Here is a 26,764-nt window from a genome sequence, read left to right as displayed (position 1 = left end):
ATTTCATCGTCTTCTTAGCACAAGTTAAAAAATTCATCATCAGTTGTGACTGATGAGGCGGAGCCGTGGGGCAACCCACACAGTCTTTTGAGTGCCAAGCAAGGCCCGCCAACTGTTTATCCATTTTTTATTGGTGGGTAGGCCTTAACTAAAGACTTGCTTGGCACTCATCCCATTATTCTTGCCAATTTGGCATTTAAGAATGCGTTCTATTAACTAAAGGAAATACTATGTCTCAATATAAAACCCCTGACGTCTACGTTAGAGAAAAGTCAATTCTACCGCCGTCGGTTGCTGAAGTGGCTACGGCTATCCCAGCATTTATTGGTCACACTACTAAGCTAAATGAAGCCCGTGATGCAGCTAACTTCTTAAACAAGCCAGTGCGTATTACCAGCATGGTTCAGTTTGAAGCTAACTTTGGTGGCCCACACAAAGAGAGTTTTACACTAACGCCAAGCTCTAAGGTGTTTGACATTATTAATGTAGAGGCTGTTAAGGCAGTAAAAGATGCCGATGGTAAAATCACACAAAAAGCTGAGCCTGCAAAATTAGAAGCGGCAAAGTTTTTCCTTCACCAAGCAGTAAGCCACTTTTTTGCAAATGGCGGCGGTGCATGTTATGTGGTATCAATTGGTGCAGCTGGCACGATGGCGTCAAAAGAGGATTATAGCGCTGGTATTGAGCTGTTAAACAAAGTCGATGAAGTTACTCTTATTTCATCGCCTGAAGCCATTGGTCTAGATGAGGTCGGCCACTATGAGGTGCAAAATAAAGCATTAAAACATGCCGAAAAGCGTATGGACCGCTTTGCACTGGTTGATGTGCAAATGCAAGAACCGGCTGATGGAAAAACAGCCATCAGCCATGACTCTGAGCGCTTGCGCGCTAAAGTCACGCAGGGCTTAAAATATGGTGCCTCTTACTATCCATACTTAACGACGACCATGGCTCGCAGCTACAACGAGGCGGCGGTGATGGTAATGGTTGAGCAAACCGTTAATGCCGTGGTAGAAAAGGATAGTACTTATACATTACATTCACCGATAGCAGGTTTTGATCAAGCCGCAACTATAGCAGATCTTACTTGGCAAAAACTTGCAAATACATATACCTATGAAGATTCGGCACAAAAAACTCACCACGTAAGTATGTCTGATGTGTATATCAAAAATGCCGCCGGTGACAAGTATTATGAATTGCTAAGTTTGAAAGAGGTGTCTTTTAATGCAGAAACCAAAAAATTAGAACCCAATGAAAACCCTAAGTTTGCTGAGGCACTTGAGCATGCAGATGTGACACTTGAAAGTTACCCACTTAAGTTACTTGGCGATCCTAATTACCTTTTCTCATCTGCGAGCCTTTACAACCAAGCTAAAGCAGTACTTGCAAAAAATTACCTTGTGCTTCCTCCTTCACCTGCCATTGCAGGCGTGATTGCCAAAACCGACAAAGACCGTGGCGTATGGAAAGCGCCGGCTAACATAGCACTATCTCAGGTACTTGCGCCAACGCTTGCGATAGACAGCACAGAACAAGAAAACCTCAACGTAGATGCCACTTCGGGTAAATCAATCAATGCTATTCGTACCTTTGTAGGTAAAGGCACTTTAGTGTGGGGCGCTCGTACACTGGCTGGTAACGATAATGAGTGGCGTTATGTGTCGGTTCGTCGCCTATTCAATACAGTTGAAGAGTCGATTCAAAAAGCCACGCAATTTGCAGTATTTGAGCCAAACACGCCATTTACTTGGTTAAAGCTTAAAACCATGATTGAAAGTTACCTTGAAAACTTATGGCGTCAAGGTGCGTTCTTTGGTGAATCACCAGCTCAAGCGTTTTTCGTCAATGTGGGCCTTGGTCAGACCATGACAGAAGACGACATTAACAACGGCATCATGAATATCGAAATTGGCCTTGCGGCGGTGCGCCCAGCTGAGTTTATTGTGCTGACGTTCTCACATAAGAGCCTAGAAGGCTAATGAACCCAACCAAGATTGGCTAAGGCTCAGGTTGATACGTTTCTTTGGGTCATTAGCCAGTCTTTTCTTATTTTATTTATATCCCTAAGTTGCTAAGCAGCTTAGGCACGAAGATTATTATTTTTGGAGTTTTTATGGCTACTACAGCAGCAGATATCGCAGCAGAATATCCGATCCCAGTGTATAGATTTGTCGTTAGTTTTGGCGCGGAGAGCATTCCGTTCTCTGAAGTCTCAGGCTTAGACATCGGCGTTGAAACCATCACTTATAAAGATGGTTACGGCAAAAAACACATGCCTGGGCAATCAACCGATGTGAACATCACCCTCAAACGTGGTCTTGTGCGTCAAAAGAGCCAGTTCTATGACTGGATCTCATCTATCAGCCTAAACTTGGTTGATAAAAAAGACATCACAATTTCACTGACCAACGAAGATCGCTCGCAGCCATTGGTGACTTGGAAGGTGATCAATGCTTTTCCTAAAAAGCTTACTGCGCCAAGTATCAATGGTGGTTCAAACGAAGCCAGTGTTGAATCGTTAGAAATGATGGCAGACGACATTAAGATCGAATTCCACTAATTTTATTCTCCTTGTCTTGGGCACAGCAGTGCCCTTTTTGGACATTATTATGATTCAAGAACTTACTACACCTATGGTGGGGTTTCGCTTTGCGGCATTGATCACCTCTGCGGCAATACCCAACCCAATAGATATTTTCTTTAAAGAGATCAGTGGTCTTAAAGTCAGCCGTTCACTGGATTACGAAGGTAACCGCGTTTCAGTTAAAAGTGAGCGGCAAGCTAGAACTTTGACTTTCAAACGCGGCGTTTTACGCACGGGCAGCACTTTGGAGTTAACCAACTTTATCAGTTTACCGCAGTGGAATCAGTTTGCAGTGCGCAACGATATTTTGATCACGCTTTTAAACGATAACAATTTACCTACTAAAGCTTGGCTTGTTACCCGCGCGTTTATGGAAAGTTGGGAATGGGATAGCCTAGATGCAACTCGCAATGATGTACTGATTGAATCGATTAGTTTCAGCTACCAAAGCTTGGTAACGGTGCCCATTCCTTTTACTTAATTCTCATTACGGGGGTAAAACAAAGTGGAAATTCAATGTGATGCTATCAGAGTTAAGGCTAAATTGTCTGAACAGCCTGAAAATGAACCGCAAGGGAAAAATGCTCAGCAACAGCCCTGTACACGTGATAGTGCAATAGAACAATTAGAACAGTCTTTAAAGCGCTACGTTGACAAACAATTTCAGCAATTTACGAAACAAAGAAGGCCATAGACATGTTAGGAATTGGCTTAAACTCTGCGGGGGTGCCACTGTGCGATGTCACCTTTTATAGCAAAAGAGCGCGCGGTGCTGGTAATCAGCTAAAAAAATTAACACTTCCGTATGATACAAAAACCTTACACACCACATATCGCAATGACATTGTAAAATCGCGAGCGATAGGGGCTGAAAGTGGTGCAACTCGATACCAAAAATCTTCACCTTCGCAACTGACGATTACTTTTATTTTGGATGATACGGTGATCGAAGACCCTGCTTCTTTTACGGCTAAATTGCTGGGGGAGATTGAAACAGAAAATACCATACAAACGCTACTGGAATACGGAACCGCTGTACAAAGCGAAACCCATGAGCCAGCATATGTCACTATTCTGCCCTTAAACATGACACTCAATGATGGGCCAAATATGAGTTTCAGTGGCATGATCTGTAGTACCTCAGTTGAAACCGAATTAGTTGATAACAAAGGACGCCGTTTAAAAGCCAAAGTTCATTGTTGTGTAGTGGAATGTTTGCCTGAAAAAGAAATGAAACTGAAGTCAGGTAAAAGCTCCCCAGATCTTACCCATGTTATCCAACATAAAGCGGGCGACTCTGTCTTGATACAAAGTGCCAAAATTTACGGTGATCAACAGTTTGTACATCAAGTGGCTAAGGCCAATCGATTAGCGTCTATTCGCAGCGCTGAAGTGGGGGCGTCTATCCTTTATCCACCGTTGGAGCGTTAACATGGACTTGCGATATACCATTACTGTGGCAGGCAACACGGTTAGCGACAAAGTTGCGGTACGTGAAGTGCGGGTGAAAAATGGCGTGAACCAAATTTCACAACTGTGTTTGCTGATTGAAGATGGCGACATGGCCGAAGAAACTTTCACCAAAGCAGATGAAGACTTATTTAAAATGGGCAAAGCCATTGAGGTCAAAGCGGGCTTTGGTGATGGTGAACAGACACTCATTTATAGCGGCATTATTACCGCGCAAAGTATAGGTTATGAGTGCCAGCCATATTTGCGCATTGAGGCCAGAGCCGATGCCATCAAACTTTGTCAAAATGCCATGAGCAAGCTGTATGACGAAAAGACCAAAGATGGCGACATACTCAGTGATCTATTGAAAACCTACGGTGCGGCGGCGGGGACCATTGCGACGAGCCAAATTGAACACCAACAATTTTTGGTGGTGGATGAGCAGCCCTGGTCGGTATTTATGCGCCGTGTGTTGTGCAATGGCTTTGCTTTTTTTAATGATGGCAAAAATCAGGTGGTGGATTTAGCCAAACACACGCCAACGGCCTATGAGTTTAATGTCGCGATGGATGGTTGCGTAGACTTTGAGTTGCAGTGTGATGTGAGTTCACACTTGAAAAAGCTGCAATACAGTGGTTGGGACATCAAAGAGCAAAAACTCAATGATAATGCCGATCCTGTCGCGCCAGCGGCCAAATTTAAAAGCCATGCTGATGCCGATACGGCCCTTGCGATTCCTGACACTTTGCGCTTAGCACAAGCACCAATAGATAAGTTAGAGCTCGCAGCTAAAGCCAGTGCTGAGCAATATTATCGTATGCTCGATATGTACCAAGGATATGTGCGAGTGGACATGTCAGCCACTAAAGCCCCTGTGAACGTCAAACTTTTGGATGCATTAACGCTCTCGGGTGTTGGCAAGCAATATGCGGGCGATTATGTGGTGGGCGAAATGCAGCATCATTTATCTAACGATGGCTGGTTTTGTGACTTTATGTTTGGTGTACCGCTGACGTTAAGTCTTTACTCACAATACGCTAACACACCCTACACGCCAATGCTGATTGGGAAAGTAGCTAAAATTGAGGAAGATGAACATAAACTGCACCGTATTCCCATTTTACTTCCTAGTGTAAGTGGTAATAAAAAGGTTTGGGCACGTCTGGTCAGCCCTTTTGCTGGTGTTAAAGAAGGTTTGTTCCTACCACCGAGTCAAGGACATGAAGTTATTATCGGCTTTATTGGTGGAGATAGTCGACACCCAGTTATTCTCGGTGCGTGTCACAACCCCAAAGCGGAACCACCTTTTAAGTATGACGATAACAAAGAGCAACGAGGTTTGTTCTTCAATATTGATAGCAAAAACGAAAAAATGCTTGCGTTGCAATTTACTCTCAATAAAGAACTCGAAAAGTGTGAATTAAAGTTGCAAGTAGGTGCTGAACACAAAGTCTCTTTTGATGGAAAGAATGGTTTCAAAGTGATCCAAAAAGACATGACTACGTTGGTGGCGGGCAAATCAATGTTCATCGAAACTGCCGATAAGCTCACTTTAAAAGCCAAGAAACCTATTAATGTTAAAACCTCAGACAGCATCACCCTTGAAGGTAAAGGAGTCGATGTGAAATAGCCTCCATTGAGGCCAAAACAAGGAGCAACTATGTTAGAACAAGCATTTTTAGGCACTGGCTGGGGCTTCCCCGTACGCTTTCGAAGTGCCAGTAGTGGGCCTGTGATGGATAGCGGTGAAACGTTGTTAAAGCAGGCTATTCACTTAACCTTAAATACCTTGGTGGGGGAGCGACCGCTTTGGCCCGAGATGGGTTCAGGCCTTGCCAGTTACTCATTTGCCGATGCCAATGAACAAAGTTTGGCGCAGCTTAGGCAGGAAATAGCCACAGTATTACTCAATCATGAACCGCGTATCATTTTGGAGTCTATCGACTTTGATAGCAGTGAACTGTATGACGGCGTGCTGTTGATCCAACTTAATTATTTAATTCGACAAACCAACAGCCGTAGCAACATGGTTTTCCCATTCTATTTGACCGAGCAATCGGTTTAACGCTTGCCACAAACAACTTATTCGCACTTTGAGAGCAATTAACAACTCGTTTTGCTCAATTCAAACCTTTTATTGATCAAGGTATTATCATGACTGTGAAGTCTAACAACACAACCACCTTGGCGGCGCTTACTGCCGTCAATCCAAGTGAAGTGGGGCGTAGTCAACTTGGACGACAGGTAAAGGCGCTGTCGCGCTCATTTTTTAATATCGAACCGCGTACGGTAGAGGCTTGGCTTACGTATTTATCTACATTGGCAAAGCAGGTTAACTACATTGACGAGCGCCTATTAACGGCCAATGGTTCTTGGGAAGCCTTATTGCCAGAACCTGAAAAACTGGCGGGTCTTGCCAAACTCGTTGAGCAAGGAGAGGCAGACGAGCACATTAAAGCGTTAGCGGCGCGCCCTGATATGGCAATGTTGCTTACCTTTATTGATTTACTCACCCATAGTAATAAACAATTTAATCAATTTGTATCGCGTCATTTAGCACATTTTTACGCGCATGTTTTACGCTTTGAGCCCTTGCCAGCAACGCCAGACAGTGCCCATTTAGTAGTATCTTTAAACGATACTGACGCATTAACTTTGCCTGTGGGCACTGAGTTTGATGGTGGTAAGGACGCCGATGGTAAACCACTGGTTTATAGCACCGAGGAAGTGGTTACCATCAACCAAGCACAAGTCGATTATGTGGCAACGGTAAATAAAATTAAATCGAGCCAGTTGGTCGATATTAAACATCAAGTTTTACTGGACTCTGCGCAAGGCGTACTACTTGAACAAAGCCAGCCTACCTTTGGTCAGGCGCTTGAAGGGCAAGACGCCAATATAGAAATTGGCTTTAAAATTGCCTCGCAGGATCTGTTTCTCAGTGGCGGCACACGAACAGTCATTCTCGATTTTGGTGACCAAACCGAGCTGCTGAATTGGTTGTCGTGGTTTGATTTTTACATCACCACCAGCGAAGGGCTCAGTTTAGTTAACCTTGCCCATATCAATGTTGTAGATCACAAGCTTTCGCTTAGCTTTGATGCGTTGTTTCCTGCCATCACGGCACTTGCAACTGCACCAATTGGTGCAGACAATGCGTTGCCATTTATCGCTTTAGTGCTTAAAAGTGAGCATTACCATCTGCTATATGGTGACGACTCGAGTGTTTATGCGCGCATGAATACATTTACCGTCACGCAGGTGAGCTTAACCACACAAGTATCAGGGCTAGATGGACTGATTGCCAACAATGGTGAAGTGGATTTAGATACCAGTAAACCGTTTGAGCCATTTGGATTGTCACCTAGGCTTGCGACAAAAGTGCATTTTACCCACCCTGAGCTGGTGACAAAAAATATTGTCAGTGCCAGTGTGGAGTTTGCTTGGCTCGACAGGCCTCAGAGTTTTGATACTTATTATCGTGCTTATAGTTATTACTTCAGTGAGCAAAATGGCTTAGATGCTGGGTATTTTGATAAAAGCGCCGTGTGTGCAAACGAGGAATTGTGCGATGGCATTGTATTGAGCCCCGAAAAGCTATTTGCAAGTGACTGTAATTGCTTAGTTTGGCCAGACAGCACCGTTAATATCTCACGCTCAGATGCCACGGGTAATATGCAAAGCAATGTTGCCTTATTTTATAACGACAGTGACGGTACGTTGCCTTTGCCGCACAACAACATAGCCAGCAATACCCTGACATTTTTGCAAAACGATAATAATGCGCTGCGTGATTTTCAACAGTTGCCCGTTGATGAAGCTACCGCAACTAAGTGGCCCAAGTGGTATACATTTGAGCTATCAACACAAGATTTTGCCCATAAAGATTACACCAAAGTCATTGAATATTTTGCTTATAAAAATGCCACGTCAAACAGCCCTGTATTGGTTAACCAACCTTATACGCCAACATTAGAGAGTTTACGTGTGCACTATCAAAGTGAAAGCGTGGTATCGCCCGCTATGATGGTTGGTAACCCCATTTTTGTTGAGCATATAGCCCCGGTTGGTCGTCCAACTGAGCGGTTCACCCAGCAGAGTTTATTGTCTTTGCTACCTAAAATGGAAGAGTTTGGATATCTTTACATGGCGATCAATCAAGTGGTTACTCCAGGCCAAGTACGTCTGTACTATCAGATTGACCCTGTAGATGGCTATAACATGGGAAATAATCCTGTGTTTGTTTGGGAGTACTACAATGGTGGTCTGTGGCATCGCTTCAAACGTGAAGAATCCCAAGGGCAAGTGGGAGAAGGGCGTATTCTCAGCGACAGCACCTACGACTTGCTTGATTCTGGTCTTGTGGTGTTTTACTTGCCTGAGCTTACGCAAAGTGGCTCGTTTAACCACGATGGTAAGCTTTGGTTGCGGGCCAAGATTGATCACGCCAGAAACGAGACGCTTGATAGCTTTGACTACACTTACCCTGTGTACTCCAAGCTTAAAGGGATCTTTACACAAGGGGTTAAGGTCACCTTAACGAGTCAAGATAATGCGCCTGCTCATTTTGAGCAGCCGTTGCCCAAAGAGTCTATTAGCAAGTTGGTTATACCTAACCCTAAAGTGGATAAAGTTGTGCAGCCATTTGCGTCATTTGGTGCCAAAGTGCTCGAAACCACCGAGCAGTTTGACCGTCGCATTAGCGAACGGCTAAACCACCGCCAACGCCTGCTCAGTGCGTGGGATTACGAACACTTTGTATTACAAGCTTTCCCGCAGTTACATTCGGTGCGCCCTGTGGTCACCGAACCGGGTATAAGTCTGGTTGTGGTACCGCTTAATCATGATCTGTCTGTGCTGCAACCTAAAGTCCCTCGTTATCTTAAACGACAAATTCGCGAGCAGGTTAATGCGCTGTCAGTGCCCAATCTAACGGTAGAAGTAGACGACCCAAACTATGTCGAAGTACAGCTTGAGCTGATTGTTAAGATTGACCCACTGTATGATATCCAAAGTACCGTGATTGAGCTAAATGAACTAGTTGTTGATGCGCTTACACCTTGGAATAAGCTTGATAAACCTTTAGAGCGCACTATTTATTTAGCTGCTATTGCACAAGTGCTCGAAACCCATCCTGCGGTTGATATGATCCAAGTGATCCGCGCCACCAAAGATGGTCAAAGTCAAAAACACTACAGTGTTATTAGCGCTGATAATCCACACGATATTCTTGTGCCAGCGCGCAATCACAAAATTGCACTCGCCAACACGCTAGGTGATGTGTTTGAAGGGATCGGCAAGTGGGAAATCGAACTGGACTTTGTGGTTCAGTAATCCCGTTTCAGCGCTTTATCCATAGACAAAACCCGCCTCTTTTAAAAAAAGCTGTGAGATTTATTTCACAGCTTGTCGCTGCGCGCGTCTTGTCGTTATTCAAGACCTTAAATTCAGGAAAGTTATGGACAATCAAGTTCTGCAGATAGTCAATCAGGCTCCAAGCAATACTGGGCAAGATTTGGCAAAGCTCCGTCAGCAAGGCATGGATCGAATACAGCAATTTGCACCAAACACGTGGACCGATCATAACCGCTTTGACCCCGGTGTGACGCTCTTAGAAGTGTTAGTGTATGTGCTTTCAGATCTTAGTTATAAATTAGATTACTCAGTCCCAGAGCTACTCGCACAGGCAAGTCCTAGCGGCAGCGTAAAATTCTATGAGCCAGAGCAAGTGCTGTTCAGCCATTGTGTAACAGCAGATGACTATCGACGTCTTATTCTCGATTTACCCGACGTTAAAAATGTGCATGTCGCCACGCGCCAAAGCATTGATGCGAGCACTAATATTATCGATTTTAAGGTGCTGCTGTACACGCCAGATGAAAACAAAAAAATGGCAGTCACTGAGCAGCTTAATCGCGCCTTTGCCAAGGCTCGGTGTGTTAATCACACCCTTGGTAATGTGGTGTTCTACGATATTAGCAAAGTCAATGTGGGCATGACGTTATCACTGAAGCATGTTGATGATTTAGTTGCTCTGCTGGTGGAGATTTACACCCTGATTGGCAGAGAAATATCCCCAGACGTTAGTAAATATTCCGCTCAGCAGCTGTTACAAATGGGCCTTAAAATTGATGACATTTACCAAGGCCCAAGGCCTCAACATGGCTTTGTACTTGATAAAGATTTAAATAAGTCGGCCTACAGTGTGCGGTTATTTAGCTCCAACATTTTAAGTGTGTTGCATGAGCATGAACACATTGAGCAAGTTAATGCATTTCATTTTGTAACAGAGCAAGGCAGTAGCAATTATAACGCACAAGAGGGCTACGAATTTTGGCAAATTCAATTTGGCAGCGATGACAACCCACAAATCGCTAATATCGCGCAGTTGGGCTTTGATGAGCCTAACTTTTTTGATGCATTAGCGTTGTTAATTGATGGTCAACCCTATCAATTAACCGAGCTTGAAAAAGCCGCCATTCGCAGCGCTTTGCAGGTACTTAACCTACCACCAGCGTTACCGACAACAAGCATGTTACCGAGCTTTCAAAGTGGTGAATATTTAGGGCTCAGTGACTACCGCTCATTGCAGCACGAGTTGCCTCAGGTATATGCCGTTACCGAGCACACGCTTGATGGCCGTATCGACAGCGAACAAAAAGCACAACTCCTCCAATTTAAAGGTTATTTGCAGCTATTCGACCAAATACTAGCAGATCAGCACAAACAACTGGATGTACTGCCCGATATTCTTTCTTTGCCACAAGCAAGCGTATTTGAAGGTTTAGGTAAGTTGCTAGATCGCATGCTTGCCAGTGAATCACTGAATGAAGATCAAGTGAGCGCATTCTGGCAGCAAGTCTGTGCTTTACCCCATACGCAATTGAGCCAAGCGCTAACCGGTATCAGCGGTATTGAACATCTGTTAGATACGACCTCTTTGACTTATTGGCAACGAGGTATGCAACTCAGTCTTGAAAGTGATTTTTCTATTGCGCAACTCACACGACTGAATCAAAGCGCTCAGCATTTATTGGCCCGTTTTGCTGAACGCGCGGTTGATGCCAATTTACTGAAATACAAAGCGGTCTTTGCGTTTTATACGCCAAGCTTAGCGGATGAGCGAGACCCAAGCCCACAGGAATCGTTACTTGAGCGGCTGGTGTTACTGCGCCAATACATCGACAAATGTCGTTTGTTGAATGAAATTGGCATGTTGGGTGAAAACCGTTGTCGAGGCTATGACTATCTTGCCAATGACATTCAGCAAAGCCAATGCAGTTCAATGGCAAAAGGTATTATGCGCCGATTGGGTTTGTCGCATCCGGCCCATATGCCGTTGGCGATTTATAATCGTGAGAGCTTTTATTTAGTTGAAGGTAGCTTAGTCGAAGCGTGCGTGCCGCAAGAAGGTGGCAAGTTAGAGGCTATGCAGCGTATGCAACTTGGTCGCAGTTTGTACTTTGTATTGCCAGATTGGACGACGCGTTTTGCCTCAGGGGAGTTTCGTCAATTTACTGAGCGTAAAATTCGAGAACTGACCCCGCTGCATATGCCTGTGCATTGCTTGTGGATCGATAGAGAAACCATGAGTTTGTTTGAGCGCCTTTACTACGGCTGGTTGAACTACTTTTCGCAAACACAAAAAGTCCGCTTTACGCAGCCAAGTGAGTCATTGTCAGACATTCAGCAGCAATTGAGTAAACTGTTGGGGGCGTTTTTTACTTACCCCATACCAGTTGAGCCAAACTCAGGGCCGCAATGGCCATTAGCAACTGTGCTGTTAACCCATCAGGCGGGCCCAAGTAATCAATGGGATACGGTTAAAGCGACCATGGTCAACCTATTAGCCCAGTATTGCACAGACGACTCAGATCATGAATTTGTTGTTGATGGCCAAACAAGTAGCGCCATTTATCAAAGTGTGGCGGCTAATATTGCCCAGTATGTTGCACATTTTCCCAGTGGTTTTAGTGCAGATGATATTTTTTACCTAAGTGCCCAACACTATATCGACGATATTTGCCGCCCCAGTATTTCTGATCACGCTGAGCGCGCGCAAAGACTCACAGTGGGTTACACACCGCTGGCCTATTTAAGACCGCTCTATCCGGTGTCAATTTCAACCATTAATCCAAGCGCGACCGAGCAGTCCAAATTTATCGTTGCCTACAGCAAGCCTAATCGTATTTAATCAAGGAATAACCCATGAACACACTAAATGAGCAAGAAGCTACGCTATCTGCACAAGCGACCACATTGGTCGAAAAAGAAGGTCGTCAATCACTGATTGAAAAGTTTGATGATTTAAAAACGCCGACAGGTGATGATTTTGAAGCCATGATCCGCTCGAGCTTTAACCAAGTGGATGATCCCATTAAGGTGGTTGAGCAAGATGGGCAAGCTGAAGTTGAAGTTTCATCCGCTGTGACAGTTCGCTCGGACGCTCAAGCTGATGAGCAGTTAAGACTGACCCCTGCACAATTGAGTATGACGCAAGGCGAAGCAAACACGCTTAGTATCGACAGCGATACCATGGCGGTATTTGACGATGTATTAACTGTGTCGAATAGCGAGAAAAAAGTCACAGTAGCCAATACGCTGCAAGCCGATAACGTTATTGCCAACACACAGTTAAGTACAGCGCAAGTACAGACACAAGCTCTGTCGGTATCTGGTGGCGAGCTAGAGGTGATGCGTGCGGAACTTGATGGTAATGGTCAACCTAGGGTGAGTGTATTTGGTGATGCAGGTATTGAAGGCACACTGAACGTCATAAACACCGTAGAGACGGCCAATTTGAGCGTCTCAGCAACGGCCTCTTTAGCTGATACTCATGTACAGACTCTAACGGTTGCAGCAGACACAACCCTTAACGATAAGCTCAATGGTCGCAGCGCCATATTTACTGAGCATTTAGAAGCGCGCGATGCGTTGGGTGTTGGCATTGATGCGCAAAGCACCCGAGCTAAATTACATATTTCTAAAACCAGTAGTGATATGGACGCGTTACTGCGCGTTGACGATCACAACAATGACACAACTCCTTTTTATATCAATTCTGAAGGCAAAGTGGGCGTTGGCACAACAAATATTCAAGCTGACTTTCAGGTTGATGGCACTGCGCTGATTGGTGACTTAACAAGTAGTCATTATGTGCAACTGAATAATTTAGATAACAGCCACTTTCAAGGCAATGTCAGTGTATCTGAGTCGGTGGCAATTGCTGGGCAACTTGCACTGGGTAAACATACGGCTTCAGCCAAATTAGATGTACAGGGTGAAGCTGGCTCGTCATTGTTACATGTTGCAACCGATACAGCCGCTTTTGTTAAAGTGACAGATGCCCCTATGCAAGGTGAGTCAAAGGTGACTGTTTACCAACAAACAGCGATTAAAGATGACTTATTCGTAGCAGGTAATACAACAACCAACAACCTGACGGTACAGACTCATCTAGTGAGCGATAGCGCCTCTGTTGCAAACGCTTTAACTGCAGGTCAAACAACAACGGACACATTAACCGTTAACAACAATGCGACCGTTGCGCAAAAAACCACAACGCAAAAGTTATGGGTCGGCGATACTCAGTCGGGCGTGAGTGAGCAAGACAGCGTTACAGGCGCGCTTATCAACACCACAATGACGGTAAAAGACAGCGCGCAGTTTAAAAATATCAGCGCCAGTGAAGATATCTCAACACAAACGGCATTGAACGCACAAAGCGCTTATATCGCGCAAGGCATCAACATTGGTCAACTGGGTGAGTCGCTAGCGGCAAAAGTGGCGGTTAAAACAAATGGGGAAGATGAGTCGGCACTGCTGATTAAAGACTACGAAGATCACACGCTTTTGAGAGTGAAAAAGCAAGGTGTGCAAGTTGGCTCAACGGCAATGTCAGTGCCTGTTAATGTTGCGGGCAAAGTGAGCGCGCCAGAGCTGGCTATCTCTTATCATGCACAGCTTGAGCAAGCCGATGTGAGCAAACATCTTCATATTGCATCTGCGGTTGAATTATCGCCTTGGCAGCCGAGTGCCAAGTTGGCTGTGTTGAGTGATTTGGCCAATAACAGCGGTTTTGAAGTAGGGCATTTTGATGGTCAGGGCATTAAACCCATCATTACTACTAAAGCCGACAAATTGGGTATCTTTGCGCCAGAGCCTCTAAAACCGTTTCATGTGGCTTGTGAAGCACTCATGACGGGTCCCGTTGAGATCTCTGGCGATATGAACATCACTCATGCCGACAATAGTTTGTTCAGCATTAAAGACATGAAGGTCACGATAGGCCAAGCTGATTTTGCTACGCCGTTTCAAGTGTTTGGTGAGAGCGCATGCTGGGGAAGTCACAAGGTCATTGGCAGTTTTGCGGCTTATAACGAAGGTGAGCAACAGATCATCTACGTTGGTGACTCGCAGGTACATGTGACACAGCATAGTGATGCGCCTGTGTTAAACATTAGCGATCCACAAAAAACTAAGACAACACATATCGCCGCGGGGCAACTGACGATTAACCAAGCCCAGCCAGAAACGGATGTAAACTTTGCCCTGACTGGTAAAGCACACATCAATGGTGAAGTGCACATCGAAGGGCGTGAGTTAACGTTAACCGTGGATGGCGACACGCACTTAAACAATGCGCTGAATGTGCAAGGCGCAACGACAATTGAAGATGGTGTAAGTATTAGTGTCACTAACAACAGTGCTGAATTTGCCAAAGATGCACTGAGCGTCACAGGCAATAGCAGCTTAGATGGCACATTGTCGGTGACCGACAGTGTTGACTTACATAATGGCTTAACGGTAACCAATGGTGAAACGCATTTAAATGAAGGGTTGACGGTTGAAGGTCAAACCATGATTGATAACACTCTTACCATTAATGGCCGAGTAAACGCGAACGATGGCGTTAAAATTGCGCAATTACAAGAGGGTAACTCGCTGCAAGTCGAGGGCAGAGCACAATTTGATAGCCATGTGGATATTGATGGCGACTTAAATTTATCGGATAGGCTTGCCAATGCACGCGTACATATTCAAGAGCAAGGCAAGCAAGGCTTATTGATTGAACGTCAAGGTGGTCAAGTTGGCTTAGTGTTTAACGATGGTCGCTTAGGTTTAGGCGTTGAGCGTCCAGACTATGCGCTGGATGTGGCCGAAGATAGCCAATTTAGAAAAGACGTGCAGATCAAAGGCCGCTTAGAAGTTGATGAAAGCTTACACGTTGATGAGTACGCCAGCTTTAGAAGTAACATTAATGTGCATGGTAACGCTGAGTTGGCTGGTGAAGCACGTTTTGGTTTACCGTTTAGCAGCGTTATGGATAGTGAGTCTACAGGCATGCCTGCTGGGGTTGCGCAAGTGGCCATTGACCAAAACCACTTTGCCAAAGCTTTTGCGGTTTATCATCAAGGCGAAAAACCCATCGTGATTGAAGACGGTAAACTGGGTGTGCAAACCGACTCACCTCGTGAAGCGCTAGACATTAATGGCAATGCGGTGTTTAGAGGCGACATTGAGCTAGATGGCGTACTGCGTGGCTCTGGTCGTTTGGAATGTTTTGATGGCGCAAAAATTTTTGGTGATGTAGAGCTGCGCTCGGATTTAACCGTACACGATGACGCCTTGTTAAAAGACACGTTAACGGTGGAGGGTAATGCCACATTTAATCGCCAAGTTGAGGTGCAAAGCGACAGTACCTTCCAAGCGTCGGTGCGCATGAACGATGAATTATCAGTACAAAAACGAACGCTGTTACGTGACGACTTAGTGGTGGCCAAGCAAACCACCTTGCAAGGAGGGTTGAATGTAGAAGGTATTGAGCTTGGTTCTCAAGTTTCGATTTGCCCTGCGGCTACCTTTAAAAATGATGTTACTGTGCATGGGCAAGTTGAGTTTTTAAGCTCACTACAAACGGCTCACGAAGTGAGCGCCAAAGCGGTACAGATAGTGGGTGAGGTGGGCGAACATGCAATTACACTCGACTCAAGTCAACATGCTGCACCATTGAATATCACGACCCCAGAGTCCGACGCACTGCATATTACCTCTAGAGGTGAGGTGGGCATTGGCACACAACTACCTAGCCACAAACTAGATGTGGCGGGGGATGTACGCGTACGTAATATGCTGGTGGTTGACCAAGGCTTGACACTGGCCGGTGGCGCTGTGGCACAAGGAGATTTTGCGGTTCAAGGAGCATTGAGCGCACACTCTTTGATGCTTAATGACAGTCAGGCTATTTCACATGTATCAACGGATGTTGAACTAGGTGGTGAGCTTGCTTCAGATCAAGCGCTGGCCACACAGGCGGCAGTAAAAGCCTACGTGGATGCCCATTGTTGGACGCTGGCACAAAACAACAAGGTTTTACTGGTACAAAACCAATTAGAATTTGATGAGGTGATGAGCCGCGAAATACTATCGAATGTGACCATTTTGCTGATGCCTCACATGTGCCACCCGCAAATGAACCGTGCGTATAAATTAAAGCAACCAGTACGCATTGGCTCCAATGTGAGCATTATCGGCTTTAATGAACGCGAAACGCGTATTGTTAAAGAGCATGCGGGTTGTCGCTTCCTTATTCACGGACAAAGCGATGCCTTAGTGAAAAGCGTAGAAATGCGCGGTTTCACTTTTGATGGCTCGCTGATTAATGGTGGCGTTTACGAGGGTAACGGTGGTGCATTCCATTTACGCTATGTGCAAAGCGCCAAGCTTAACTGTGTGATTGAGAATCATCATGTGAATGGCGATGGTGGCGCGCTTTATGGTGAAGCTGAAGTGAGTTGCATTGAAGCAAACAATATCAAAAATTGTAGGGCCACGCGTCAAGGAGGCGGCGTATTTGGGGTGACAGAGTCAATCCTAAACGTGTCTATGTGTCGCGCTGAATATGGCGGTGGGGTTGCTTATTGTGATGACTGTCAAGTAGTTGCAAAAGCGAATATTGCCTTGATGTATGGTGGTGGTGCCTACAAGTGTCAGAGTTTAATGGCACAAGGACATTGGCGCGACAACCGTGCACAAGGTGATGTTGGTCATCATATCTATAGTTCAGGTTGTGATAATCCCGATGACACGCACACACAACATGATTACTTGTGGCATGCGCTATATTTAGATGCGCCAGTAATGTGTGGTACGCAACCTTGGCGTCATGACCACATCTAGCTATGAAACTTGTTATTAAACAAATAGGGGCCCAGATCCAGGCCCCTAAATCAACCTTGCAAGCCACCAACACCAGCCTAGCAGACTTAGAAACTCAGTTTGCTCAGTGGATTATGCGTGGCTTGTCGCAAATGGATTGGTCTGAATTTGAGTCATATGAGTCGGCAATTGATACCCTGAAGTTGCCAGATATCGACATTGACCTTGCGCAAATTGATTGGCAGCAAGTGCAGCGTGACCCATATTCAGCGTTTAAAACTTACTTATATCCGCAATTAAAGCAAGTGCTTGAAAAACAGTTGGCGCAAGCAAAACAAGCACATAAAGCGCAAAGTCAGTATTCGGTAAGTGACGCACTCAAGCGCCAAGGTCGTGCGCATCTTACTTTAGAAGTGCAGCGCTTGTTGGCTAATTTACTGGCAGAACAATCCCCCACAGTGATGGCAAAAGCCACTCTCAGGCTGGAGCTTAAACGCCAGATAACTGAAGCATTTAAAAAACAGCAAAATGCGCTTATAGCGTTACAAAATCTGCCCAACTGGCCTATGTTGCGAGTGCAACTGGTTAATTTGTTTAGGCATGAGAGCGGGGTATTATTTGAGCTGCTAGCACCACTTTACCCAAGCCATACGCATACACGCTTAAACAAGTTACTCGCGCTATTATCAGTTCCACATTTAACGCACTTTATTAGCTGGTTAGAGCTAACAGCCAGCAGTGACAAAAGCGTACAAAACACGCCCGAAAAATACCAACATAGAACATTACTGTTGAGCGTATATGAGCATTTTTTTATCCGCAAAAGCTTTGATGAGCAGCTATTGCAGCAAGTTTGTTTGGCGTTAACTTGGCCAAATCACAGGCAGGCTATCAGCATGTGGTGTGCCGTTGAACTGGCTCAAAGTACGCCAAGTAACGTGGCGCATTTAAAGCGTATTGTTAGACAAGCCGCCGCGCAGAGTGATTTAGCCATTGAACTGGTAAATAAGGCTGCGCACAGTACGTCAAATAGGTCGCTTATCAGCGCATCCACATCGCAATTGCCTGTATTTGGGCAAAACCATGATATTGAAAAGCCATCAACGAATAATACTAAAAGGGCTCTGTTACGTACTACGCTCACACAAATCATGAGCTTATTGCGGTTACTATCAAGTGATAACACTTTGCCAAACCAGCAGGTAAAATCGTGGATGACATTACAAACAATTCGCGCAGGGCAAACATTATTAACTGCGCAACTGACTAACCAACTGACGCAGCTGAGCAAAGCACTTAGTCGTTGCTGGCAAGCTCGCACACCTGAGGCCATTTTGGCTCAGGTGGATGCACTACTTAGCACGATACGGGCGCAGCAAGCTAAAAACTCGCCATACACAGTGAGTCAATTTAGTTTGTTGAAGTTGTATTACCTGTTAAGTCAACTGAGCGATGTGCCAGCGGTGCTATTGCAGGTATCCGCTGACACACAAAATACGCAAACGTTTACCGAGCAGCAGGTTTCGAGTTGGCTTGATAAAGTCAGCACTTGGTGTGCTCGGCAGAATGCTCAGCAGAATGCTCGGCAGAATGCTCGGCTGAATGCTCGGCTGAATGCTCGGCAGCAACAGGCATTGCAAGATAAGTCGCACCCGATGTTTGCCGCTGGTATAGCACCAAGGGATTTGGTTGGCGTACTAACAGCATTAAAAAAGCAGCTGGCCGAGCAGCAAAAGGCCGCTTTGCTCCCTCATCAACACAGTGCATTGCAAGGCTGTGTGCTGGGCATACAAGCACTGCTAAAAAGTTTGCCTATTCAAGCCTATTCTAATACATGGTTGCGTATTCACAGCATTGAGCATTGGACTGAGTTAGACAGGGTGCTGGATAACTTACTAGCGCACTGCGAGCAGCAAAAAAACAACCCTGAAGTAGACAGTCAAGCAAAGGCTATCACCCTAAACGAGCGTCAAATAGAGCATACTTTTAGCCTGCAGATCACCACGCTTTATGACCAGCTGGTTTTGCGTTTGCAAGACATGCTGCAGCAGTTTGCATCGCAAGCGCTGACATCAAGCTCAAGCATCACGCAAAGTGAACGCGCACCGTTTGTGCAATGTGCTCAGCGCGCTGCGCAAATCGCAATATTTGCGCAGACGTTACATAACAATTACTCAGGCGGGATAGGGCGTTTATTTGCTTTTGTATCAACGCAAAAAATGTGTTTTATACATGAGTTAAGTCAACTACCCGCAGGTGAGGCTTTGCAAGGCACGCAAGGCTTAACACTACGCAAACTATTGGTTGAGCAAATTCAAGCGCTGCAAGCGATCAGCAAACAAATAACGCAAACCGTGCCACACATCGCACGGTCTTATTCAAGTCCCGATGCTTGGCTTATGCCTTTAATTGATGTCGCGTGCGAGCAAGTGAGTGTAGAGAGCTCTACAGTGCTGTCATCACTAAGCGCTTATAAGCATGCTCAATTGAATGAGCAAGTAAGTGATAACGTGACAGTACTTCAACTTGCATCGCTACCAGCTGAACTCGTGTCTTTGCATGGCAAAGGAGCAGCAAAACCTAACGCTTATGTGTCGCAACAGCGTGAAAATCTGAGCCATGAATTTACAGATAAACGCCTTGTGACGGAGGCTGTAAACAGCCAATCGATAGCGCTGCAAAATGCCAGCGAGCTGCCAAAGCAAATAGAAGGCAAACCAGAGTTAGCACAAGATCTTGCGCGCCATAACGTGGTTGAACAGAGAGTTGCGCTTGATGACGAAGCAGAGCACACGCAAGCAAAACAGCCTCACTTACAACAGCAAGGTAATTCAGAGCATCATGTTACAACTTTACTAAAGCCGCAAGTAAATCAACAGCCAGAAACCGCGCTAGAAACACATCTAGCTGTTAACTTAGGTGAGCCGCTTCCAACTCAAGTATTAGCGTGTGAAAAAAATGGTGGTACAAATAAAGTGCATGGCACACTAGCGCCACAGCAAGCTGAGCGCACTGGCGTCAATGCGCAGCCAAACACATTGCTACAGGCACTGATGAATGTACAAAACTCCGCGCAAGCACATCAGTTACTTGCTGAGATTGAAAAAAATATCGCCACAGAGAAGCAAGCCGCTATGACGGCAGATGAGCAAACTCAGTTACAAAATGCCATGTCGCAAAGCCGCAGTCGTTTGCAAAAATTGCGCAAAACAACGCTCGTTAAGGCAGATAAAAACCTCATTCATAAAACCATGGCACAGGTAAAAGCACAGCTTGAGCAGTTACAACAACAGAGCGAGCAAGCTGCAAGCCCCATCACCTTTGATGTGGGCTTGGTGATCTTGTGGCCATTTTTACCCACCTTGTTTAACAAACTATCGTTGTTGCATAGCGACGAGCATGAGCACCGAGGTCTGTTTATTAATGACCAAGCCCACAGGCAGGCACACGCTGTGCTGTGTTACATCGCCAATATTGACCCGTTAATTGAAGTGAGTCATACCGCAAATGCTTTACTTGGTTTGCCGTTAGACATGGAAATTGATGATGTCATTGAGCTTGACGATAAAACCATAGCTGCGGTTGATTACATGCTGCATGCATTGGTCAGTCGCTGGGAAATACTCAAAGGTATGCCCGTTGATGAGTTTGTGCGCTTATTTATTGTGCGTGAAGGGCAGGTTGAGCAAACCGATACAGGTTATCACATTAGCGCAGAAACCATGCCTCAAGACGTACTCATGGCAAAACTCCCTTGGGGATTAGGTATGGTGCAACTGCCTTGGTTGGAACAAACACTCCTGCACATCGAATGGAAATACGGATTTTAACAGCAACGCTATTTTACAGAGGATAATTATGCATACCTACAACGAAGCGGATACCCATGAGCTGATCCTTGAACATCAGCATCGCTCACAGCTTTATGCCACTGCCAAAGCCAATGTGCAAACCGTGAGCACACACAATGAATATGACCGAAAACGTTATCTGGATGGATTATTTGTACATACCGTGTTAGCGCAGCTAGGCAGTGCCAAAGCTGAACTTGCCAATCACGGTTATGGTAGTGAGATTGTCACTAAAACAGAGCAAATAGAAGATAACGGGGTAGTGGTAGATGTCATCTATGAAGTGGCATTTAAATTTAGCGGTAACTTGCAAAGTGATACGCCAGTTGTGTCAGACGATAGCCAACTGGTGTTTTTTACCCAATCGGGTAGTAATTACATTGCTTGTCGTTATAAGACCGCGCAATTAACGAGTCAGGTGCAAGTGCTGTACTTTGACGACGAAGGCTATAGTCATTTTCGTACACATGGCACTAGTAATATGCAGTGGCACGCGTTTACTCATAGTCAGTCGGAGTTAGCTTGCGTTATTAATGATTTTATCTCTCTTATTTTTATTCAAAAAAGGGCTAATTTAAGCCGCATTTAATCATCACATTTTGCACTTTATTGCGTCATCTAAAAAAGTAAAAAGCGAGGTAGATGATGGCAAGTTATGCGCAAGCATTTAAACGAGTAATGACTTGGAGTGGCCAAAAAGCCGATGTGTATTGCATTGTGTTAGATCAACTCGCTTGCTGGCAAACCATGAAAGGCGCAGGGTTTTCTCAAAGCGAGCTGTATCGGCTTTTTAAACAGCAATATTGCGATGAAATTTGGCAGCAATTACGGGGTGATGAGTTACTACATCAAGAAGTTGCTAACTTACTATTTAAAGCATCGGTCAATGGCTTTATAGACGTATTGCTCAGTGAGTTACAACACCACTTTAATTTAGCCATCAGTGGTCAAATGTGTGACCGCACGCTTGAGCAAATTAATCAACAAGAGCCTAGTTCATTCCTTAGGTGGTTAAGGTTAAGCATTGCTTATTTTGACCTGCTGCAAGCTAAACAACCAGACAGCACCAACACCAAACGCCCTGCGTACAGCGCAACAGACTGGTTGCATTAAGTTTTTCTGGGCAGGTGACTTACCTAATAACGCAAGCTTTAAACCTTTATTAAACCAGAGGTGAATAACCGTCTTCCATACCTTCCCACCTTTATCCTGCGAGCTGAAAAGCGAGTAGCGACAACTTATTAAGGAGGCGTTCGCCTCCCCCTTCTAAAAAATTTTACAGTCAATGGAGTATTTTTGATGAAAAAAAATTTTAACAGCACCTCGCCACCCGAGGGCGAAGACGACCCTAACTTGAAAGATAAGCACAAACAACAAGCTAAAAACCGTTTTACGCCACACGATATCGTGATGGTGTTAGTAGGAAAATGGGCGATGCCGACCACAGTGATATTGGTATTGGTGACGTGTCTTTCAGGCTACTTTCTTGAAATGGAAGCGTTTACAGCTGTTGTTGGCATGATCTCACCGGTTATTATGGCCTTGATCATGGTCATAAAAGAAGCCTCATCCGTGGATAAAGATAAGCACAATCGAAAAAAGTAATGGGAGATACACCATTGCTGGTTTATGTATAAAAAAATCGGTCACACTGTTTGGTGTGGCCGATTTTTTTTTGCTCAACTTAGCACCTCGTACAAGAGTAAGTAGGTGCTGATGGTTATAAAACGTGGGTAGTTATAAGTCGTACTTCACGTTCATGGTCAGTCCTGTGAAGCTATAGTATGCTTGTAGTTCTATAATCCATTTCCCTGCACTTGGACTTGCAATGCTGCAGCGTTCAGCATTGCTGCTGTTTTGTGAAAGACAAGCGTAAGTGCTTGCACCGTCTTTATAAATACCCAGATCGACGTCACCCTGACCGCTTGAAGTAGTAACTGTAAAGTTTTTTGCTCCTTCTGGTATCTCGATGCTATATCGTTTTTGTGTTCCTTGCGAACCTGATAAGTTGTATAACGTCTTGACAAATGGTTCTTTTGGCAGCTCGGGATCTTGTCCAAAAGCTTTAAGCACTGCGGCATTGGCATCAACAATACCCGTGCCACAACCAGAGCATGAACCCGGGAAGCTACGCGTTGTTGTTTTTATGATACTTTCAATTTCATCAGGCGTTGCAGATGGTTTGGCTTGTTTGATTAATGCTGCCACACCTGCGACATGGGGGGCTGCCATTGAGGTGCCTTGTGAGTTGCCATAGCTATCAAATGATGGGCTACCTGTGCCCGTGTTATAGGTAGATAATACACCATGGGTAAGCGTTCCACCTGGTGCCGCAACATCAATTGAAGAGCCATAGTTAGAGTAGCTTGCGCGGCTACCACTGCGATTAGTTGATGCAACGTTGATAACCCCATTACAGTTACCAGGGTTATAACTCGATGCATTGTCATTATCATTACCAGCAGCAACCACAACCACAGTGCCATTACCACGTGCTTGGTTGATCGCATTTTGAGTAGTTGGGCTACAGCTTCCTTCACCACCCAGGCTCATATTAATGACGTCGGCAGGGTTAGCATTAGAAGGGGCACCTGACACAAAGCCACCTGATGCCCAGATGATGCCATCTGCAATATCAGATGTTAAACCACCGCACTTACCAAGTACACGCACTGGTACTACTTTTGCGCCATAAGCTACACCGGCAACGCCTTGTCCATTATTGGTCACTGCTGCAACTGTTCCTGCCACGTGTGTACCGTGCCAACTTGAATTTCTGTCACGGCTTGGAACTGGGTATCCAAAGCTGTCGGTACCACACTCTCCGCGGGTTATTGCGTCACCTGGGTCGCGGGCATCGTTATCGCGTAAGTTCCCATCATTAGCAACATCAAGATTAGATATCATGTCGTAACCAGGTAAAATATTAGCGGCTAAGTCAACATGTGGGCGATAACCTGTATCAAGTACAGCAACTGTGACGCCTGCACCCGTTGCTCTGTCCCATGCACTTGGCAAATTTAGGCCACCTGTTGGTTCATAGTAGTGCCATTGATCAGCATAACGAGGGTCATTTGGTGCTGCAAATGGTTGTAGCATTTGGTCAATTTCGATGTATTCAACATTACCTGATGCCGCAATTTCTTGCATAAATGAGTTAGCTTCCGCTGGAGATAGTTTTCTATCAACACGCATTACGTGGTGGTTGCTAAGCGCCATAGGACGAACATATTGCGCTTTTACATTTGATTTTTTGCTTGCAAAGCCTTGCACGAAGCTTTGCGCACGTTGATTCATTACTGCTTGAGAGGTTGTAGCGTCTGTACCTACACCCATCAATGATTGATCGCTATTTTTGTACTTGATGATGAACTGCGTACCAAACTTACCTTGATGTTGTAACTTAGCTGCTGTTTGCGCAAAGTTGATATTTGCTTGTGCAGATAAATCGGCTGTAGCAAACGCTGTATTTGCCGTGAACAGAGTAGTCATTGCCAGTGACAATGCACCTAATTTGAACTGATTTGTTGTTGTCATAAGATTCCCTAACATGTTGTGTATTTATTAAATCTACACTGCGCAAGTGCAATGTAGACGTTACAGAACGTAAAGTTAACGTTAATGGTTTAAAAGAACTGTTTTGTTATTTACATTGTTAGATTGGTTATAAGCGGATGGCTATATGACATTTTTGTTACAGTAACTGCTTGTTTTTAATGCATTTGAGCCTGTTTTTTATACGGAGGTAAAATATCGTTATGTTATGTAAATAAATGTAAATGTAATCGATATTTTATTCACTTGGTAAAAATGTGTAGCGACAATAGAGTTTGCCCGTAGACAATAAAGTTTGCCCGCAAGAGGTGCTTTAAACAATATTCTGCCCGTATTGGTTTTTTACTGTCTATACTCAGTTAATGTCGTTAATACTGGCGAAGACTATGGCTCGTGGCAGAAAGCTGGAAACTCTTAGCGATTTCAACCGGTCGCTCAAAAATAAGTATGGATTAGGGGAAGGAATCGATTACAAGCCTTGGCTTCGAATTCAGGACGTTAAATCCAAAAAAGGACAAAGAACTCAGGTTTGGGGTAGAAAAACAGGGCGTGAGCATCACCTGCTTTCATCGATTGAAAGCCAATTCTTTTATTTAGCCGAATTCAGCGATTCGGTGGTCGATATCCGAGAGCAATTCCCACTCCTTCCACTCAACTTATCCCAAAAGATTGCCGCAACGTTAGGCGTCGACCACCCAACTGTTCCCTATAGCGGTGAGCCCAACATCATGACGACGGACTTCCTTCTTACTTGCCGACAGGGAGAACGAGAGTTTTATAGGGCGGTCTCCGTGAAACCCGAGGACGGAATCGATCAGAGAACAGCTGAAAAGCTGGATATTGAACGCATCTGGTGGGAACTCTTAGGTGTTGAATTTTTATTTTTCACGGGCAATGAAATAACGAAAGCACAAAGCAGCAACATACAGTGGGCAACATCGCCATTTCGTTCAGGCATTCAAACATATACACCTTCTCAAGTCGAAGCTGTATTAACGGTGCTGGAACCAGGCAAGCACCTGTTATCTGATTTATGTGGCAATCTCGTGTCCATAATACAAGGTAGAAGCGAAGATGGGCTCAATATAGTGCGTTACCTGATTGCCGAAAAATGGATTGATGTTGATTTGAATTATTCTATCGAATCCTGCGGAGGCGTAGACATTCTGTCCGTAAACCATGATAAACGGCAGGTATCCAATGGCGGTTGATAAAAACAGCGTATGGCGTTTGAACGGAGCCGAAGGTCTGCAAGACGACATCTACCGCGTCATCGAAATAATCCCTCACCTGGATTGCATCATTTTATTTCAACTGACCGACACTGGTCACTTGCAAAGACCCGTTGCGAAAATGTTGTCGACGTTTACGAAGTGGAGCCGTTCGGGAATCGCTGGGCTTATCGAGTGGAAAGCGCCTTATTTTCTATTGGAGGCAGAAGAAGATATCCCTCCTAAATCTAGAACCAAGCGAGATAAAAATTTCGATTTGATAAACGAATTGGCCTCTGATATCGAATTTTTATTTGCCTACGCTACGTCAAAGAGAATGCTGGGACTGGCCGAGTATGCAAAGCGAAAGGGTGTTGACCGAAAGAAAATTTCCCGGCTTTTAAATACTTATTGGCGCCTTGGTCAGACTAAAAATGCCTTCCTACCTGCTTACGCGAACAGTGGAGGCTCAGGGGGGGAGCGTCTTGCCATGAATGGAGCGTTGGGAGCTCCGAGAACATCAAGAACACTCGGCGTCGAGCGCGCCCCAAAATATGTGTTAAATACCAAGGATAAACAGAATATTCGTAAGGCTCTGAATAAGCATTATTTAAAGGTCAACGGAAAGTCTCTTAAAGAGTCCTACAAGCAATACCTTAGGCAGTATCATGCTGAAGAGATAAAATTGGCCGATGCTTGTAAAAGGGCGCCTATAGTGCCTTCATTACGCCAGTTTTCATATTGGCGAAACCGTTTGATTTCGGAAGATACTATAATACGCAAGCGTTCGACGGAACGAGACTACCTTCTTAAAAAACGTAGCGTAATTGGCCTAAGGTATCCCCAAAACTAGTGTTTATATATCAATAAGATGGAGATTTTAGAAATTTTGGAAAATGTGGGGAACATTCATGATGTTTAGTGATCTTATGAATCGCTAAATAAAAAAA

General features: G+C 44.9%; 17 protein-coding genes. 16 read left to right on the top strand and 1 reads right to left on the bottom strand.

Going from position 1 to position 26,764, the window contains the following annotated elements:
* Positions 1–230: 230 nt before the first annotated feature.
* The 14 genes from HC733_RS12555 (at position 231) to HC733_RS12490 (ending at position 22,653) form a co-directional block, all read left to right on the top strand.
* Positions 231–1,982, top strand: a complete 1,752-nt coding sequence (locus tag HC733_RS12555; RefSeq protein ID WP_190365391.1) for a phage tail sheath family protein — start codon at positions 231–233, stop codon at positions 1,980–1,982.
* A 134-nt stretch (positions 1,983–2,116) separates the two neighbouring features.
* On the top strand, positions 2,117–2,563 hold the full coding sequence (locus tag HC733_RS12550; protein WP_190365390.1) for a phage tail protein: 447 nt from the start codon (positions 2,117–2,119) through the stop codon (positions 2,561–2,563).
* Positions 2,564–2,612: 49 nt separating this feature from the next.
* Positions 2,613–3,068 (top strand): phage tail protein, encoded by a 456-nt coding sequence (locus HC733_RS12545; protein ID WP_190365389.1) that lies wholly within the window; start codon positions 2,613–2,615, stop codon positions 3,066–3,068.
* A 24-nt stretch (positions 3,069–3,092) separates the two neighbouring features.
* Positions 3,093–3,281, top strand: a complete 189-nt coding sequence (locus HC733_RS12540) for a hypothetical protein (protein WP_190365388.1) — start codon at positions 3,093–3,095, stop codon at positions 3,279–3,281.
* 2 nt (positions 3,282–3,283) lie between these two features.
* A complete protein-coding gene (locus tag HC733_RS12535) occupies positions 3,284–4,018 on the top strand; it encodes a CIS tube protein (RefSeq protein WP_190365387.1) in 735 nt (244 codons plus the stop codon).
* A 1-nt stretch (position 4,019) separates the two neighbouring features.
* Complete coding sequence (locus HC733_RS12530) at positions 4,020–5,669, top strand: phage baseplate assembly protein V (RefSeq protein ID WP_190365386.1); 1,650 nt, start codon at positions 4,020–4,022, stop codon at positions 5,667–5,669.
* Between the two features lie 30 nt (positions 5,670–5,699).
* Positions 5,700–6,104, top strand: coding sequence for a GPW/gp25 family protein (locus HC733_RS12525; protein ID WP_190365385.1), 405 nt, complete (start codon positions 5,700–5,702; stop codon positions 6,102–6,104).
* Positions 6,105–6,193: 89 nt separating this feature from the next.
* Positions 6,194–9,373 (top strand): hypothetical protein, encoded by a 3,180-nt coding sequence (locus HC733_RS12520; protein ID WP_190365384.1) that lies wholly within the window; start codon positions 6,194–6,196, stop codon positions 9,371–9,373.
* Positions 9,374–9,497: 124 nt separating this feature from the next.
* Complete coding sequence (locus tag HC733_RS12515) at positions 9,498–12,233, top strand: hypothetical protein (RefSeq protein ID WP_190365383.1); 2,736 nt, start codon at positions 9,498–9,500, stop codon at positions 12,231–12,233.
* A 14-nt stretch (positions 12,234–12,247) separates the two neighbouring features.
* Complete coding sequence (locus tag HC733_RS12510; RefSeq protein ID WP_190365382.1) at positions 12,248–17,218, top strand: hypothetical protein; 4,971 nt, start codon at positions 12,248–12,250, stop codon at positions 17,216–17,218.
* Between the two features lie 2 nt (positions 17,219–17,220).
* On the top strand, positions 17,221–21,027 hold the full coding sequence (locus HC733_RS12505; RefSeq protein WP_190365381.1) for a contractile injection system tape measure protein: 3,807 nt from the start codon (positions 17,221–17,223) through the stop codon (positions 21,025–21,027).
* A gap of 28 nt (positions 21,028–21,055) precedes the next feature.
* Complete coding sequence (locus HC733_RS12500; RefSeq protein ID WP_190365380.1) at positions 21,056–21,637, top strand: hypothetical protein; 582 nt, start codon at positions 21,056–21,058, stop codon at positions 21,635–21,637.
* A gap of 53 nt (positions 21,638–21,690) precedes the next feature.
* Entirely contained in the window at positions 21,691–22,161 is a 471-nt protein-coding gene (locus HC733_RS12495) for a hypothetical protein (protein WP_190365379.1), read from the top strand.
* Positions 22,162–22,347: 186 nt separating this feature from the next.
* Positions 22,348–22,653: a hypothetical protein gene (locus tag HC733_RS12490; protein WP_190365378.1), complete on the top strand. Its 306-nt coding sequence runs from the start codon at positions 22,348–22,350 to the stop codon at positions 22,651–22,653.
* Positions 22,654–22,785: 132 nt separating this feature from the next.
* Here HC733_RS12490 and HC733_RS12485 read toward each other — a convergent pair whose 3' ends face one another.
* Positions 22,786–24,585, bottom strand: coding sequence for a S8 family peptidase (locus tag HC733_RS12485; protein WP_190365377.1), 1,800 nt, complete (start codon positions 24,583–24,585; stop codon positions 22,786–22,788).
* Positions 24,586–24,989: 404 nt separating this feature from the next.
* Between HC733_RS12485 and HC733_RS12480 the strand changes: the two genes are divergently transcribed.
* Together HC733_RS12480 and HC733_RS12475 are read left to right on the top strand one after the other, a co-directional pair.
* The gene (locus HC733_RS12480; protein WP_190365376.1) at positions 24,990–25,814 is read left to right on the top strand and encodes a TnsA endonuclease N-terminal domain-containing protein; all 825 of its coding nucleotides are present in this window, start codon (positions 24,990–24,992) and stop codon (positions 25,812–25,814) included.
* Positions 25,804–26,667 carry a hypothetical protein gene (locus HC733_RS12475; RefSeq protein WP_190365375.1) on the top strand — a complete coding sequence of 288 codons (864 nt, stop codon included), beginning with the start codon at positions 25,804–25,806 and terminating at the stop codon, positions 26,665–26,667. The genes HC733_RS12480 and HC733_RS12475 overlap by 11 nt, the downstream gene beginning before the upstream one ends.
* Positions 26,668–26,764 lie beyond the last annotated feature (97 nt).

This window comes from Pseudoalteromonas sp. S16_S37 (assembly GCF_014694405.1).
In the GTDB taxonomy this organism is placed as follows: domain Bacteria; phylum Pseudomonadota; class Gammaproteobacteria; order Enterobacterales; family Alteromonadaceae; genus Pseudoalteromonas.
This window is presented reverse-complemented; position numbering and strand designations above follow the sequence as displayed.

What these genes read in the sequence shown, in the direction of transcription:
- HC733_RS12555 (WP_190365391.1), top strand. Translation starts at nt 231, where the DNA reads ATGTCTCAATATAAAACCCCTGACGTCTACGTTAGAGAAAAGTCAATT.
- HC733_RS12550 (WP_190365390.1), top strand. Translation starts at nt 2,117, where the DNA reads ATGGCTACTACAGCAGCAGATATCGCAGCAGAATATCCGATCCCAGTG.
- HC733_RS12545 (WP_190365389.1), top strand. Translation starts at nt 2,613, where the DNA reads ATGATTCAAGAACTTACTACACCTATGGTGGGGTTTCGCTTTGCGGCA.
- HC733_RS12535 (WP_190365387.1), top strand. Translation starts at nt 3,284, where the DNA reads ATGTTAGGAATTGGCTTAAACTCTGCGGGGGTGCCACTGTGCGATGTC.
- HC733_RS12530 (WP_190365386.1), top strand. Translation starts at nt 4,020, where the DNA reads ATGGACTTGCGATATACCATTACTGTGGCAGGCAACACGGTTAGCGAC.
- HC733_RS12525 (WP_190365385.1), top strand. Translation starts at nt 5,700, where the DNA reads ATGTTAGAACAAGCATTTTTAGGCACTGGCTGGGGCTTCCCCGTACGC.
- HC733_RS12520 (WP_190365384.1), top strand. Translation starts at nt 6,194, where the DNA reads ATGACTGTGAAGTCTAACAACACAACCACCTTGGCGGCGCTTACTGCC.
- HC733_RS12515 (WP_190365383.1), top strand. Translation starts at nt 9,498, where the DNA reads ATGGACAATCAAGTTCTGCAGATAGTCAATCAGGCTCCAAGCAATACT.
- HC733_RS12510 (WP_190365382.1), top strand. Translation starts at nt 12,248, where the DNA reads ATGAACACACTAAATGAGCAAGAAGCTACGCTATCTGCACAAGCGACC.
- HC733_RS12505 (WP_190365381.1), top strand. Translation starts at nt 17,221, where the DNA reads ATGAAACTTGTTATTAAACAAATAGGGGCCCAGATCCAGGCCCCTAAA.
- HC733_RS12500 (WP_190365380.1), top strand. Translation starts at nt 21,056, where the DNA reads ATGCATACCTACAACGAAGCGGATACCCATGAGCTGATCCTTGAACAT.
- HC733_RS12495 (WP_190365379.1), top strand. Translation starts at nt 21,691, where the DNA reads ATGATGGCAAGTTATGCGCAAGCATTTAAACGAGTAATGACTTGGAGT.
- HC733_RS12490 (WP_190365378.1), top strand. Translation starts at nt 22,348, where the DNA reads ATGAAAAAAAATTTTAACAGCACCTCGCCACCCGAGGGCGAAGACGAC.
- HC733_RS12485 (WP_190365377.1), bottom strand. Translation starts at nt 24,585, where the DNA reads ATGACAACAACAAATCAGTTCAAATTAGGTGCATTGTCACTGGCAATG.
- HC733_RS12480 (WP_190365376.1), top strand. Translation starts at nt 24,990, where the DNA reads ATGGCTCGTGGCAGAAAGCTGGAAACTCTTAGCGATTTCAACCGGTCG.
- HC733_RS12475 (WP_190365375.1), top strand. Translation starts at nt 25,804, where the DNA reads ATGGCGGTTGATAAAAACAGCGTATGGCGTTTGAACGGAGCCGAAGGT.